The sequence below is a fragment of the Nitratireductor soli genome, from assembly GCF_001050155.1.
GTDB lineage: Bacteria > Pseudomonadota > Alphaproteobacteria > Rhizobiales > Rhizobiaceae > Nitratireductor > Nitratireductor soli.
Genome location: NZ_LFVY01000005.1, coordinates 286,342 through 299,655 on the forward strand (window position 1 = coordinate 286,342; position 13,314 = coordinate 299,655).

14 protein-coding genes are annotated in these 13,314 nt (G+C 67.0%); 9 read left to right on the forward strand and 5 right to left on the reverse strand.

Features of this window, described 5'->3' with window-relative positions; all coding sequences use genetic code 11:
• Entirely contained in the window at positions 1-984 is a 984-nt protein-coding gene (locus AB843_RS08475; RefSeq protein ID WP_048646351.1) for an NADPH:quinone oxidoreductase family protein, read from the reverse strand.
• A complete protein-coding gene (locus tag AB843_RS08480; protein ID WP_048646352.1) occupies positions 981-1,805 on the reverse strand; it encodes an IclR family transcriptional regulator in 825 nt (274 codons plus the stop codon). The genes AB843_RS08475 and AB843_RS08480 overlap by 4 nt, the downstream gene beginning before the upstream one ends.
• A gap of 144 nt (positions 1,806-1,949) precedes the next feature.
• Here AB843_RS08480 and AB843_RS08485 point away from each other — a divergent pair, with 144 nt between their 5' ends.
• The 7 genes from AB843_RS08485 to AB843_RS08515 all read left to right on the forward strand — a co-directional run bounded on the left by AB843_RS08485 (position 1,950) and on the right by AB843_RS08515 (position 8,223).
• Positions 1,950-2,927, forward strand: a complete 978-nt coding sequence (locus AB843_RS08485) for an ABC transporter substrate-binding protein (RefSeq protein ID WP_048646353.1) — start codon at positions 1,950-1,952, stop codon at positions 2,925-2,927.
• Positions 2,928-2,991: 64 nt separating this feature from the next.
• Positions 2,992-3,897, forward strand: a complete 906-nt coding sequence (locus tag AB843_RS08490; protein ID WP_048646354.1) for an ABC transporter permease — start codon at positions 2,992-2,994, stop codon at positions 3,895-3,897.
• Positions 3,894-4,688, forward strand: coding sequence for an ABC transporter ATP-binding protein (locus AB843_RS08495; protein ID WP_048646355.1), 795 nt, complete (start codon positions 3,894-3,896; stop codon positions 4,686-4,688). The genes AB843_RS08490 and AB843_RS08495 overlap by 4 nt, the downstream gene beginning before the upstream one ends.
• A gap of 26 nt (positions 4,689-4,714) precedes the next feature.
• Entirely contained in the window at positions 4,715-5,320 is a 606-nt protein-coding gene (locus AB843_RS08500) for a carboxymuconolactone decarboxylase family protein (RefSeq protein WP_048646356.1), read from the forward strand.
• Positions 5,301-6,344, forward strand: a complete 1,044-nt coding sequence (locus tag AB843_RS08505; RefSeq protein ID WP_157384463.1) for a pyridoxal phosphate-dependent aminotransferase — start codon at positions 5,301-5,303, stop codon at positions 6,342-6,344. Before AB843_RS08500 ends, AB843_RS08505 begins: the two co-directional genes overlap by 20 nt.
• Positions 6,345-7,763: an FAD-binding oxidoreductase gene (locus AB843_RS08510; protein ID WP_053086111.1), complete on the forward strand. Its 1,419-nt coding sequence runs from the start codon at positions 6,345-6,347 to the stop codon at positions 7,761-7,763. It abuts the gene before it with no gap.
• 166 nt (positions 7,764-7,929) lie between these two features.
• Entirely contained in the window at positions 7,930-8,223 is a 294-nt protein-coding gene (locus AB843_RS08515; protein ID WP_048646358.1) for a DUF1330 domain-containing protein, read from the forward strand.
• A gap of 237 nt (positions 8,224-8,460) precedes the next feature.
• Here AB843_RS08515 and AB843_RS08520 read toward each other — a convergent pair whose 3' ends face one another.
• The 3 genes from AB843_RS08520 to AB843_RS08530 are packed head-to-tail and all read right to left on the reverse strand — an operon-like array spanning position 8,461 to position 11,626.
• Positions 8,461-9,528, reverse strand: a complete 1,068-nt coding sequence (locus AB843_RS08520; protein WP_244467928.1) for an ABC transporter substrate-binding protein — start codon at positions 9,526-9,528, stop codon at positions 8,461-8,463.
• An 8-nt stretch (positions 9,529-9,536) separates the two neighbouring features.
• Positions 9,537-10,949 (reverse strand): sensor histidine kinase, encoded by a 1,413-nt coding sequence (locus AB843_RS08525; protein ID WP_048646360.1) that lies wholly within the window; start codon positions 10,947-10,949, stop codon positions 9,537-9,539.
• Complete coding sequence (locus AB843_RS08530) at positions 10,949-11,626, reverse strand: response regulator transcription factor (RefSeq protein WP_048646361.1); 678 nt, start codon at positions 11,624-11,626, stop codon at positions 10,949-10,951. The genes AB843_RS08525 and AB843_RS08530 overlap by 1 nt, the downstream gene beginning before the upstream one ends.
• Positions 11,627-11,820: 194 nt before the next feature.
• Here AB843_RS08530 and AB843_RS08535 point away from each other — a divergent pair, with 194 nt between their 5' ends.
• Together AB843_RS08535 and AB843_RS08540 are read left to right on the forward strand one after the other, a co-directional pair.
• Complete coding sequence (locus AB843_RS08535) at positions 11,821-12,795, forward strand: Bug family tripartite tricarboxylate transporter substrate binding protein (protein WP_048646362.1); 975 nt, start codon at positions 11,821-11,823, stop codon at positions 12,793-12,795.
• Between the two features lie 82 nt (positions 12,796-12,877).
• Positions 12,878-13,309 carry a tripartite tricarboxylate transporter TctB family protein gene (locus AB843_RS08540; RefSeq protein ID WP_048646363.1) on the forward strand — a complete coding sequence of 144 codons (432 nt, stop codon included), beginning with the start codon at positions 12,878-12,880 and terminating at the stop codon, positions 13,307-13,309.
• Positions 13,310-13,314 lie beyond the last annotated feature (5 nt).

Genomic DNA, 13,314 nt, shown 5'->3' on the forward strand with positions numbered 1-13,314 from the left:
TCACATGTCCTGAATGTTTATGACGACTTTGCCGCTGGTGCGGCGGGCGGCCAGGTCGGCGAGCGCCTGCGGCAGGGATTCGAGCCCTTCGCGGCGGTCGACCACGGGGCGAATGGCGCCGCTTGCCAGATCGTCGCCCATGCGGCTCGTGACGCGTGCCAGCATCTCGGTGTCGGTCTCGTGGTTCCAGTAGACGCCGATCGCCAAGGCCCGTTTGAGCAGCAGGCGGTTGGCGGGGATCTGGGCGATCTCGCCCGATGCGAAACCGACGATGAGAAGCCGCCCGCCAATGGCCAGCGCGCGCAGGCTTTCCAGCGTCGCGTCGCCGCCGACCGGGTCGACCACCACGTCGACGCCGCGCCCTTCGGTCAGTGCCTTGCAGCGCCTGGACCAGCCCGCTTCGGCCGGGTCGATGGTCTCGAACGCTCCGTTCCCCATCGCCAGGGCGCGCTTTGCAGCACTGCCCGCGGCGGCGATCACGCGCGCGCCGCGGGCCGTTGCGATCTGCACGGCGGCGAGCCCCACTCCGCCGGCAGCCGCATGAACGAGGACCGTTTCGCCGGCCCTCGTGTTCGTGCTCTCCGTCAACGCCACATAGGCCGTGGTGTAGACCACCGGCAGGGCTGCGCTTTCGGCAAAGGAAATGTTCTGTGGCATCGGGATGGCCATCGTGTCGCGCATGATGGCGTGACTGGCGAACCCTCCCCAATCGACCTTTCCGGTGACGCGGTCGCCCGGCTTATGACGCGTGCCGGGACCGGCGGCGCGCACCACGCCCGCCACCTCCTGGCCGGGCGTGAAGGGACGCGGCGGCTTCACCTGGTATTTGTCGTCGATCATCAACAGGTCGGAAAAGTTCAGCGCGGCAGCCCCCACCGCGACGCACAGTTCACCAGGTCCCGGCTCCGCCGGCACAAAGCGCTCGAGCGACAGCTTCTCGAGCCCCGGTTGCGTCGAAATCCATTTCCTTGCCTCAGCCGTCACCGTTGCGCTCCTGTTTCCTGTTTCACGGCGTCGCCGCCGAGGCGGGCGCTCAAGGTGCGGGCCGCATCCGACACCGCGTGGCCGAGCTCCTCGATGCTCTCCCTGGACATGCGCTGCAGCGGGGCCGCAACGGCCAGGCTGCCGAGCGGCCGCCCGTCGGGACCGAGAATCGCCGCGCCGACGCCAGCAACGCCGGGATAAGTCTCCTCGAAGGAGACAGCGAAGCCGCGAACACGGGTCTGTTCGAGGTCGGCGCGCAGCAATTCGGGCCTGGGCACCCATTCGGGGTTGATCGGCGGCATCGGTGATGCCAGCACGTGCTCGGTGATGTTTTCCGGCAGATGCGCCAGCACCGGCTTGGTCGAGGCGCCGGCATAGAGCGGGAATGTGGCGCCGACGGTCTCGTAGACGCGCAGCACGCCGTGCTGGCTGGGGATCTGCGCCAGGCAGACGACGTGCAGCGCCGCCGGGTTGAAGCCGGTCAGCATCACCGTCTCGCGCGTCTTGCGCGCCAGTTCCTCGAGAATGTCCTCGGCGAAGGCCGCCAGGTCGAGCTGCGACTGGGCGCGGCGGCCAAGCTCGATGGCGCTGAAGCCGAGCGTGTAGCGGCCGCTGCGCTCGTGAAAGCTCAGATAGCCGCGCACGCACAGATAGCGCACCAGCCGGCTGACCGTCGAGCGCGGCAGATCGGCGGCGCGGCCGATCTCCACCTGGGTCCATCCCGGCTGCTCGGGGGAAAACAGCTCGAGGATCTGGAACGCCTTGTGCAGCAATCCGACCCCGCGAATGTTGTGCTCTTGCTCGCTCTTGACAATTCCCACGTTGATGCTCTCATAATGTGAAATAGAAGTCCTACAATATAGGATCAACTATCCGACCTGCGGCCGCCTTCGTCAAGTTCGTTTTCCCATCTGGGGAGAAAGGCCGGACGTGGGAGGCCGCGAAAGACACAAGAGGGAACAGCAATGACATTGATTTCTCGCACCGCCCTGGCACTGCTGGCGACGGGCATTCTGTCCGGCAGCGCCTTAGCCCAGGACATGAAGAGGGTGGCGATTTCGACCATCGTCGAGGTGCCGGCCCTGGTGGAAACCAAGGACGGCATCATCAAGGGGCTTGCCGACAAGGGTTTCGTCGAAGGCAAGAACCTCGAGATCGACTACCAGAACGCCAACGGCAACATGCCGACCCAGCAGCAGATCGCCAAGAAGTTCGTCGGCGACAATCCGGACGTGATCGTCCCGATCACCACGCCGACGGCCCAGGCCATCATCGCCTCGACCGACACGATCCCCGTCGTCTTCACCACGGTCACCGACCCGCTGAAGGCCAAGCTGATCCCACATTATGAGAAGTCCGGCGGCAACGTCACCGGCGTCTCGGACGCAGCTCCCATCAAGCAGCAGCTCGACCTGATGCAGGAGCTGGTGCCGGACCTGAAAACCATCGGCGTCGTCTACAATCCGGGCCTCGACAACGCGCTGGCCGCCCTTGAAGAATTGAAGAAGCACGCCGAGCCGCGCGGCATCGGCGTGGTCGAGTCCGCCGCTCCGACGACCAATGAGGTGGCGCTCGCCACCAAGAAGCTGATCGGCAAGGTTGATGCGGTCTATGTGCCGAACGACACGACCGTCGTCGCCGCGCTCGAATCCATCATCAAGATCGGCGAGGACGTCGACCTGCCGATCTTCGCCGGCGAGACGGGCGCGGTGGCGCGCGGCGTGGTCGCCTCCGTCGGCCTCGATTATGTGGAGCTCGGTCGCATCACCGGCCACATGGTGGCGCGAATCCTGAACGGCGAGAAGCCCGGCGACATCGACGCCGTCATCGCCTACCAGGTGCTGACCGACTTCAAGGTGGCGGTCAACAAGAAGTCCGCCGCGGCGATGGGCGTCGAGCTCCCCGAAGCGGTTCTCGCCCGGGCCACCGAAATCATCGAATAAGGCCGCCGCACCGGCCCGCCTCCTGCCGGCCGGTGCGCCGCTTCCATCAGCGAGCAGAGCGTCAATGTCCCTTTATGAACTTCTCGGCACCCTCGAGACCGGCTTCGTCTTCGGCCTCGTCGCCCTCGGTGCCTACCTCACCTTCCGCATCCTCGATTTCCCCGACCTGACCGTCGAAGGCAGCTTTCCGCTCGGCGCGGCCGTCTGCGCGGCGCTGATCGTCACGCTGGGCTGGAACCCGTGGCTGGCGACGGGCGCCGGCGCGGTCGCCGGCTTCGCCGCCGGCTGGTCGACCGCCTATCTGAATGTACGCTTCAGGATATTGCATATCCTGGCCGGCATCCTGCTCGCCATCTCGCTCTACTCGATCAATCTGCGCATCATGAGCGGGCCGAACAAGCCGCTGCTCGGCGTCGATACGGTGTTCGACGCGTTTGGCGGCTTCGGCGTCGCCACCTACATCATCAGCCCGATCTTCCTCGGCGCGGTGACGCTGATCGTGCTGGCGCTGGTCAACGTCTTCCTGCACACCGGCCATGGCATCGCCATGCGGGCGGCCGGCGCCAATCCGGCCATGGCCGAGGCCAACGGCATCAATGTCGGGCGCATGAAGCTCTACGGCGTCGGCCTCGCCAACGCCATGACGGCGCTTGCCGGGGCGCTGTTCGCGCAGATCTTCGGCGCCGCCGACGCCTATATGGGCATCGGCGTCATCATCGTCGGCCTGGCCTCGGTCATCGTCGGCACCAGCCTCCTGCCCTCGCGCACCATCCTGCAGGCGACGCTCGCCTGCATCGTCGGCGCGGTGCTCTACCGCTTCGCCGTGGCGCTGGCGCTGAACGCCGATTTCCTCGGCCTGCGCGCCTCCGACGTCCAGCTCGTCACCGCCGCGCTCGTCGCCCTGGCGCTGATCGCCCAGTATTCCGGCTCCGGCTTCAAACGCTTCTTCAAGGGGGCCGACAAGAAATGATCGAACTCAAGGACGTACACGTCACCTTCAACAAGGGGACGCCGCTCGAGACCAAGGCGCTGCGCGGCATCGACCTGATCGTGCCCGAGGGCCAGTTCCTGACCGTCATCGGCTCCAACGGCGCCGGCAAGTCGACCTCGCTCAACGTTCTGGCCGGGCTTGCGCCGGTCGAGAGCGGCACGGTGCGGCTCGACGGACAGGACATCACCAACTGGCCGGTGCACCGGCGCGCGCGCATCATCTCGCGCGTCTTCCAGGATCCCAAGATGGGCACCTGCGAGGACCTGACCATCATGGAGAATTTCGCCCTGGCGCATGGCCGGACCGCGCCGCGCGGCTTCCGCCTCGCCATCGAGAAGGACATGCGCGAGAAGACCGCCGAGCGGGTCAAGGTGCTCGGCCTCGGGCTGGAGAACCGCCTCGACGACAAGGTCGGCCTGCTTTCCGGCGGCCAGCGCCAGGCGGTCAGCCTGCTGATGGCTACCACCGGCCCGTCGAGCGTGCTGCTCCTTGACGAGCACACCGCGGCGCTCGATCCCAAGACCGCCGATTTCGTCCTGGAGACCACCCGCACCATCGTCGACCGGCTGAAGCTGACCGCCGTCATGGTCACCCATTCGATGGCCCAGGCGCTGTCGACCGGCGAGCGCACCGTCATGTTCCACCGCGGCAAGATCATCTTCGACGCCTCGGGCAAGGAGCGCGCCGGCATGAGCGTCGAAGACCTCCTGCACCTGTTCAAGAAGACGCAGGGCGAGGAACTGAGCGACGACAGCCTGCTGCTTGGTTGAGCATCCGATTTTCTGGAGATTTTCGCGTGACCTGGATCAACACCATCGCCTATGACGACGCCTCCGGCCGGCTGAAGCAGCTCTACGACCGGGTCAAGGGCCCCGACGACAATGTCGACAACATCATGATGGCGCACAGCCTGCGGCCGCACACGATGGACGGCCACATGGCGCTGTACAAATACGCCCTGCACCATTCGGCCAACACGGTGCCGAAATGGTTCCTCGAAGCCATCGGCGTGCTGGTCAGCCATCTCAACCGCTGCAGCTACTGCGTCGAGCATCATTTTTCCGGCATGACCCGGCTTCTGGGCGATGCCGGGCGCGCCAATGCGCTGCGCGCGGCGATCGAAGCCGAACGCTATGCCGACGCTTTCGACGCCCGCGAACAGGCGGCGCTCGCCTATGCCGGCAAGCTGACCCGCGCGGCGGCGTCGGTCACCGAAGCCGACATCGCCGCCATGCGCGCCGCCGGCTTCGACGACGGGCAGATCCTCGAGATCAACCAGGTGGCCGCCTATTTCGCCTATGCCAACCGCACCGTGCTCGGCCTCGGCGTCAACACCGACGGCGACATTCTCGGCCTCTCCCCCAACAATTCGGACGATCCCAATGACTGGTCCCACCGCTGACGCCGCGATGGCGCCGGCCATCCGCCGGCTGCATCTCAATGAAAGCCCCTATCCGCCGTCGCCGGGCGTGGTGACTGCCATCGCCGCGGCGGCCGCGCAGGCCAACCGCTATCCCAAGCCCGACAGCGATGTCCTGCTCGACGCGCTGTCGGCCTATGCGGGTGCTGCGGCCGAGCGCATCGTCGTCACCAGCGGCTCGAACGAGCTGCTGCATCTCCTGCCGCTGATCACCCAGGCGCACGGCGCCGAGATGGTCGTGCCGGACCCCAGCTTTCCGACCTACCTCAAGGTCGCCGGTTTCTTCGGCATCAAGGTGCACGGCGTGCCGGTCAGGGCCGACGGGCGGCCGGATGTCGACGCGCTGCTCGCCGCCATCACGCCCGGCTGCCGCATGGTCTGCGTCCCCTCGCCGAACAATCCGACCGGCGGCCTGCTGTCGGCAGCCGAAATCGAGCGGCTGGTGGCCGGCGTGCCCGAAACCATGCTGCTGCATTTCGACGAGGCCTATTACGAATTCGGCCGCCAGGCCGGCGGCGCCGAGGCGCTGCCGCTGCTCGAAAAGCGCAAGGGGCCGTGGATGACCTCGCGCTCCTTCTCCAAGGCGTTCGGGCTGGCCGGCCTCAGGCTCGGCTATTCGATCGCCAGCGACCGCGAACTGGCCATGCGGGTGCGCGGGCTCAGGCCCAATTTCAGCGTCAACGCGCTGGCGATGGCCGCCGGCGTCGCCGCGCTCGCCTCGCTCGACCACATGCGCGAGACGGTGGGAAGCATCGCCGCCGAGCGCCGGCGGCTGAGCGACGGCCTGGCCGCCGCCGGCCTCGATCCGCTGCCGTCGGCGGCCAATTTCGTCGCCTTCGCCGTGCCCGCCAGCGACGGGGACCTGGCCGGGCGGCTGGCGGCGATGGGCATTCTCACCACCGCGTTCCACATGCCCGGCAACGTTCCGGCCATCCGCATCACGCTCGGCAGGCGCGACGACACGGACGCCGTCCTCGACGCCCTGTCGACCTGTCGCGGCAGCTGAATGGCCGCCGCATCCTCCATCGAGGCACTGACGGCCCGGCTGGGCCGGGGCGGCGTTCTGACCGCACCGCACGACATGGCGCCCTATCTGGGCGACCTGCTCGGCCTGTACCGGGGCGAGGCCCTGTGTGTCGCGCGGCCGCGCGACACCGGCGCGGTCGCCGAAACGCTGCGCCTGGCCGCCGCGCATGGGTTCGCCGTCACGCCGGCCGGCGGCCGCACCGGATTTTGCGGCGGCGCGGTGCCGACGGGCGCGCGGCCGCACATCATTCTCTCTCTGGAACGCATGCGCCGCATCCGGTCGGTCGACACGGTCAACGACGCGCTGATCGCCGAGGCCGGCTGCACGCTGGCGGAAATCCGCCAGGCGGCCGATGCCGCCGGCCGTCTGTTCCCCGTCAGCCATGGCGGCGAAGGCACGAGCCAGATCGGCGGCATGATCGCCACCAATGCCGGTGGCAACAACGTCCTGCGCTACGGCATGACCCGCGCCCATGTTCTGGGCCTGGAGGTCGTGCTTGCCGACGGCACGGTCTGGGACGGGCTGCGGACCCTGCGCAAGGACAATGCCGGCTACGATTTGAAGCAGCTTTTCATCGGCGCGGAAGGCACGTTGGGCGTCGTCACGGCGGCGGCGCTTGCGCTGCGTCCCAAGCCGCTGGCGCGCGGCACAGCACTTGCCGCCGTCGCCGATCCGCAGGCGGCACTCGATCTGTTCGTGCATATGCGCGGCCAGGCCGGCGAGCTGATCAGCGCCTTCGAACTGATGCCGAAGGCCGGCATCGACCTGCATCTGGCGCGCTCCGGCGCCGGGCGCGATCCGTTCGGCGGCGCGCATTCCTGGATGGTGCTGATCGAACTCGAAACCGTCATCGCCAATCTCGATCTCACGGAGCTCATGGAAACGGCGCTGGCCGGCGCCTTCGAGCGCGCGCTGGCGCTCGACGCGATCATCACCCAGTCGGAGGCGCAGCGGCGCGAACTATGGGCGCTGCGCGAGGGTCTGGCCGAGGCGCAGGCCGCCAATCCACGGGCGCTGAAAAGCGACACCTCCGTACCGCTCGGCGCATCGCCCGAATTCGTCCGCCGCGCCGGCGAAGCGGTGGAAGCGATCCTGCCCGGCGCGGTGCCGGTGCCGTTCGGCCATATCGGCGACGGCAACATCCATTTCAACGTCGTGGCACCCAAGGGCATGGACGTGGCGGGTTTCTCCGCCGTCACGCCGCGGCTGACTGAAGCGATCCGCGAGGTCGCGCTGGCCCTGGGCGGGTCGATCGCCGCCGAACACGGGCTCGGCCAATCGAAACGGCAGGCCGCCGCCGAGACGAAGCCGCCGGCCGAACTCGACCTGATGCGGCGTGTCAAACGGGCGCTGGACCCGGACACGCGCTTGAACCCGGGGAAAATTGTCGATGTCTGAAGCGCCGGCGCAGCCGGCATGGGGTGAAACGCCGGCGCAGCCGGCATGGGGTGAAACGCCGGCATGGCCGGCATGAGGTGAAACGCCGGCATGGCCGGCATGAGGTGAAACGCCGGCATGGCCGGCATGAGGTGAAACGCCGGCATGGCCGGCAAGGGAGGGAAGCATGACCGCCTACATCATTTCACGTGTTTCGATCAGCGACCGTCCGGCCATGGCCGGCTACATGGCCGATGCGCCCGAAAGCGTCCACGCCTATGGCGGCGAATATCTGGTGCGCACAGGCGACATCACGGCACTCGAGGGTGACGCGCCCTATGAGCGGGTCGTCGTCGTGAAGTTCCCGGATAAGGAGAAGGCGCTCGCCTGGTATCATTCGGACGAGTACCGCGACCTGCGCGACATTCGCTGGCGCTCTGCCGACGCCCACATCATCTGCGTTCCCGGCGAAGGCGGCTGATCCCTATCATTGTACTTGCGATTTACCGCGGCGTCCCTTCGCGCCCCCCTCTGCCCTGCCGGGCATCTCCCCCTCCGGTGGGGAGATTGGCTGTCATGGCCGATTTCACCAATCTTCGCGACCTTGAAAAATCAGGCGAAACATCGATGAAGAGATAATCTCCCCCCTCGAGGGGGAGATGCCCGGCAGGGCAGAGGGGGGCGCGAAGGAGCGCTACTCCAAATCGCAACTGTAGAACTACCCGCCGCCGGCCTGGAACGATTTGCGCCACTGGTCGAGAAACGCCTTGCGCTTGGCCTGGTCGAGCTCGACCAGCAGCGCCGGCGACAGGGCGATCGGCCGGAATGCGGCCTCGCCGGCCTGCCGGCCGATGCCGTTGCCGGCCTGCTCCAGCATGGCCGGGCCGTTCAGCGATGAAAAAAGCATGGATGGCCCCGAAAGGATGCGCTGGCCGGTGTCGGACAGCGCCAGGGCAAGCAGCGCGTTGGCGGCCTGCTTGTTGCGGGCATGGCGCGAGACAAGCGCGGCGCGCGACAGGGCCAGCGTGTAATCGGACGGGAAAACGATGCCGATGCGCGGATCCTCCACCTGGCGCGCCAGGGCGTAGGAGCCAAGCACGTTGTAGCCGAGCACCAGCCGCCCCGATGCGACGCCGTCGATAACGTCGGAGCTGCAGCAATAGAGCTGCGCCCGGTTCTGGCCGAGGCTTTCCAGCAGGCGGCCCCAGGTGGAGGCCTGCTCGGAATCCTCAAAGGCGAAAAGGTAGCCGACGCCGGAATCCTCGATGTCATAGGTGCCGATGCGGCCGCGAAAACGGTCCGTCTGGCGCAGCAGGTCGACGAGTTCGAAGCGGTTGCGCGGCACTTCGGCAGGATCGAGCCCCTGCCGGTCGTAGACGATCACCGCCGGCTCGAAGGTCAGCCCGGCCAGTTCGTTGCGCCATGAGGCCCAGTCCGGCAGGTCGTCGGGCAGCGCGAAGCGGAACGGGTCGGAGCAGCCGTCATTGACCAGCCGCACCTGTTCGGGAATGGCCGACGAGATCACCGCGTCGGCGAAGAATTCGCCCGCCGCGCAGGCCTTCGCCGCCGCCGCATAGAGGTCGAGGCTGGTCATTTGCCGGTAGGTCACCTCGGTCGATGGATTGGCGCGCTGGAACGCGCTGATCAGCGGTTCGATGAAGGCGAGGTCGGTCACGCTGCCGATCACCAGCGCCTCGGACTTGTTGCCCGGGGCCGGAAAAACGGTGTCTTCAGCCAGCGCCCGATCGGCCGATAGGGCGACCAGCAGAACGCAAACAAATCCCATCAAGCTCTTCATGACGCTTCATTTTCCGGTGGAACCAGAGGTAGGTCGAGACCGATGCCGAACGTGCCCTCGCCGCGCTCCAGGCGAATCTGGCCGTCGTGGAACTCGGCCACTTCGCGGACGATGGCGAGGCCAAGGCCGGCGCTTTCGGGTTTGTTCGGATCGATGGCGAAGCGCCGGCCGACCTCGGCGGCGTTGCGCACCGGCAGGCCGGTGCCGGCGTCCGTCACGTCGACCGACGCCCGCCCGCCAGGCATCGCGCGGACCGACATCCGGACCGGCGCCTTGCCGTGCGCCTGGGCGTTGTTCAGGAGATTCTTCACCGCCTCGCGCAGGCTGAAGGCGTCGCCGGCGACCATCACCGGCTCTTCCGGCAGATCGAGCCGGATGCGCGCCTTGCTGTTGCCGGAGAGCTGGCCGAATTCGCGCTCGGCATCGACGGCGACCCGGCGCAGGTCGAGCGGCGTCAGCGGCGCCGTGTCGGCCCGGTGGGTGACCAGCGCGTGGCTCAGAAGCTGATCGGTCAGCCGGTTCAAGCCGATGGCGCGGCTGCGGATGCGCTTGTGCAGCACTTTCAGCCGCTGCGGATCGTCCTCGTCGAGCGCCAGTTCGCTGTGGGCGCGCAGCGCCGTGATGGAGGTGCGGATCTGATGGGCGGAATCGGCCACGTAGTCCTGCATGGCGCGCACACGCCGGTCGAGCCGGCCCATGAAGCGGTTGATCGCCGTCACCAGCGCCGAAACCTCGTGCGGCGCCTGCATGGAAAACGGCGACAGGTCGAGCGGATCGCGCTCGAGGATCGCCGTCTGGATCCGTTCCAGCGGGCGCAAGGCGTAGCGCATGGCAAGCAAAGCGAGGATCAGGATGGCAAGCCCCGCGCCGGCGATCACCGTCACGGCTTGTGCGGCGACGCTGCGGGCGAGCTGGGCGCGGCTGACCATGGTGTGGGCGACGACAATGTAGATGTCGCCGCTGACGGCGCGTTCGGCCAGCCGGCGCAGCATGACCAGCGCCCGCACGCGCTCGCCGCCATATTGCGTCTCATAGGTCAGGCCATTCTCGGGGATGGTGTCGCCCTCGGGCAATGGAAAGGTGTCGTAGCCGGTCAGCGTCGTGCCATCCGGCGTCGCCACGCGATAAAATACCCGTTCGTCCTTGGCCAGCGAGAGGAGCTCGAAGGCGGAGACGGGAATGTCGACGCGGATTTCGCCCTCGATGACGAAGATGCGCTCGGCGATCTGCAGGGCCGCACCCTGCAACAGCCGGTCGAACGCCTCGTTGGCGGCCCGCCTGCCATAGCCATAGGCGGCGTAGATGGTCGCCGCCACCGCCAGCGCCAGGACCAGCGTCAAGGCGATCGCCAGGCGATAAGCGATGGACAGGCTGCGCTGGCCGGCCGGCTCGCCGGCAATGCCGCGCATCACGCCTCCGTCTCGGCGATGACCGCCTGGTAGCCCAGCCCGCGCAGGGTCCTGATCTCCAGGCCCGAACCCTCGATCTTGCGGCGCAGCCGTCCGACATAGAGTTCGACCGCGTTGGGGTTTTTCTCGCCGTCATGGCCGAACAGGCGGACGAGCAAATCCTCCTTGTCGAGCACGCGGCCGCGATTGGTGAGAAAAATCTCCAGCAGCGTCTGTTCGCGGCGCGTCAATTCGCACGGCCGCCCGTCGATCAGGACGCTGCGCGCCGCCATGTCGAAGGTCAGCAGTCCAACGCTCAGGGTCCGGTCCGCCTCGCCGCTGCGGCGGCGGATGATGGCGCGAATGCGCGCCTCCAGCTCGCCCAGGTCGAACGGCTTGATCATGTAGTCGTCGGCGCCCAGATCGAGCGCGTCGATCTTGTCATTGACCGCAAGCCGCGCCGTCAGCACCAGCACCGGCACGCGGTTTCCCTCCGCCCGCAGGCGTTTCAGGAAGGCGATGCCCGAGCCGTCCGGCAGGTTGATGTCGAGGATGATCAGGTCGTGGCTGGCCATGGCGGCGAAATGGGCGGCGTCCTCCAGCGTCTCGGCGCGATCGCTGACGTGACCGGCCTTCTCCAGCCTTCGTTCGATGGCTTCGGCGACATCGCGCGTGTCCTCGACGATCAGAAAATGCATTTTCCCGCACTATGACAGCTTGTTGACAGGCTCACCCTATAGGCTCGCCTCAGCCAAGAGAACAAGTCATTGGCGCTGCCGCGACCCGGCCGGGATATCCGAACGGGCCTTCTGGGAGGAAATGCGGTAGAATGAACATTGGAGAGCGGGTCCGGCCGTCTTGAGGACAGGATCGCTCGAGTGGAGGAAATCTCATGAAGAAGCTGATCGGCCTCGCGGCCGTCTTTACCGTCGCATCCAGCCTTTCCGCCTTCGCCTTCGATCCGGGCAAGACCGAGTGCATCTCGCCGGCGGCGCCCGGCGGCGGCTGGGACTTCACCTGCCGCCAGGTCGGCAAGACCCTGCAGGACCTCAAGCTCGTGCCAGGCTCCATGCAGGTCACCAACGTCGCCGGCGGCGGCGGCGGCGTGGCCTATGCGGAAGTCGTCAGCAAGCGCAAGGACGACAACAATCTGATCGTCGCCGCCTCCTCGGCCACGGCCACCCGGCTGGCGCAGGGCGCCTTCCCGGGCAACACCATGGATCAGGTGCGCTGGATCGGCTCCGTCGGCGCCGATTACGGCATCATCGCCGTGGCCAAGGATTCGCCCATCACCACGCTCCCCGAACTGATGGACATGATCAAGAATGATCCGTCCTCCGTGTCGGTCGCCGGCGGTTCGGCCGTCGGCGGATGGGACCATCTGAAGGTGCTTGTCGCTGCCAGCAAGGCGGGCGTCGAGGATGTCCGCCAGGTCAAATACGTCGCCTTCGACGGCGGCGGCGAAGCCGTCACCCAGCTCCTGGCCGGCTCCGTCCAGGCCTTCACGGGCGACGCTTCTGAAGCCAAGGGTTTCGTCGATTCGGGCGACATCAAGGTCATCGCCGTCTTGGCGCCGGAGCGTCTGGAGGGCGATTTCGCTTCCTTCCCGACCGCCAGGGAACAGGGCCTCGACGTGGTCGGCGCCAACTGGCGCGGCTTCTACGCGCCCGGCGACATGTCCGACGACGCCTACAATTACTGGGTCGAGGCCATCGGCAAGGTCTACGCCTCCGACGAATGGAAGGCGATCATGGCCGCGAACGGCATTGCGCCGCTCGACCTGCAGGGCGACGCGTTCCAGGCCTTCGTCAAGGAATCCATCGATTCCATCACCGACCTGTCGAAGCAGATCGGCATCGTGAAGTAGCACGCCACGTCGCCGATCGGGCCTGCCGGAGCATCCCGCAGGCCCGCATTGCATCAAGCGCAAACAGGGGAACGATGCCGTCATGAGCGACCGCATATTCGGCGTTTTCGGCCTGCTGCTCGCCGCCTTCTATATCTGGCAGGCGACCCGGATCGAACTCAGCTTCATCTCCGATCCGTTCGGACCGAAAGTCTTTCCATACATGATCGGCATCGTGCTTGCCGTGGCCAGCGCCATCGTCGTCCTGAAACCGGACACGGAACCGGAATGGCCGGCCTTTCCGCGCCTGTTCGAGATCGGCATGGCGGTGGCGGTGATGGTCGCCTACGCCTTCTTCCTCAAGGAATACGGCTTCGTCGCCTGCACGGCGATCGCCGCCGCCTATCTGTCCTGGCGCCTCGGCGCGGCGCCGCTTTCGGCCGTCATCGCCGGCGTTCTCATCGCCATCGGCATCTATGTCATTTTCCATCTCGTCCTCGGGCTGTCGCTGGCGCGCGGCCCGTGGGGCTTTTGAGCCGG

Coding starts and splice junctions, on each gene's coding strand:
- AB843_RS08535 (WP_048646362.1), top strand. CDS start 11,821: ATGAAGAAGCTGATCGGCCTCGCGGCCGTCTTTACCGTCGCATCCAGC.
- AB843_RS08520 (WP_244467928.1), bottom strand. CDS start 9,528: ATGGGATTTGTTTGCGTTCTGCTGGTCGCCCTATCGGCCGATCGGGCG.
- AB843_RS08495 (WP_048646355.1), top strand. CDS start 3,894: ATGATCGAACTCAAGGACGTACACGTCACCTTCAACAAGGGGACGCCG.
- AB843_RS08485 (WP_048646353.1), top strand. CDS start 1,950: ATGACATTGATTTCTCGCACCGCCCTGGCACTGCTGGCGACGGGCATT.
- AB843_RS08525 (WP_048646360.1), bottom strand. CDS start 10,949: ATGCGCGGCATTGCCGGCGAGCCGGCCGGCCAGCGCAGCCTGTCCATC.
- AB843_RS08510 (WP_053086111.1), top strand. CDS start 6,345: ATGGCCGCCGCATCCTCCATCGAGGCACTGACGGCCCGGCTGGGCCGG.
- AB843_RS08540 (WP_048646363.1), top strand. CDS start 12,878: ATGAGCGACCGCATATTCGGCGTTTTCGGCCTGCTGCTCGCCGCCTTC.
- AB843_RS08515 (WP_048646358.1), top strand. CDS start 7,930: ATGACCGCCTACATCATTTCACGTGTTTCGATCAGCGACCGTCCGGCC.
- AB843_RS08490 (WP_048646354.1), top strand. CDS start 2,992: ATGTCCCTTTATGAACTTCTCGGCACCCTCGAGACCGGCTTCGTCTTC.
- AB843_RS08505 (WP_157384463.1), top strand. CDS start 5,301: ATGACTGGTCCCACCGCTGACGCCGCGATGGCGCCGGCCATCCGCCGG.
- AB843_RS08530 (WP_048646361.1), bottom strand. CDS start 11,626: ATGCATTTTCTGATCGTCGAGGACACGCGCGATGTCGCCGAAGCCATC.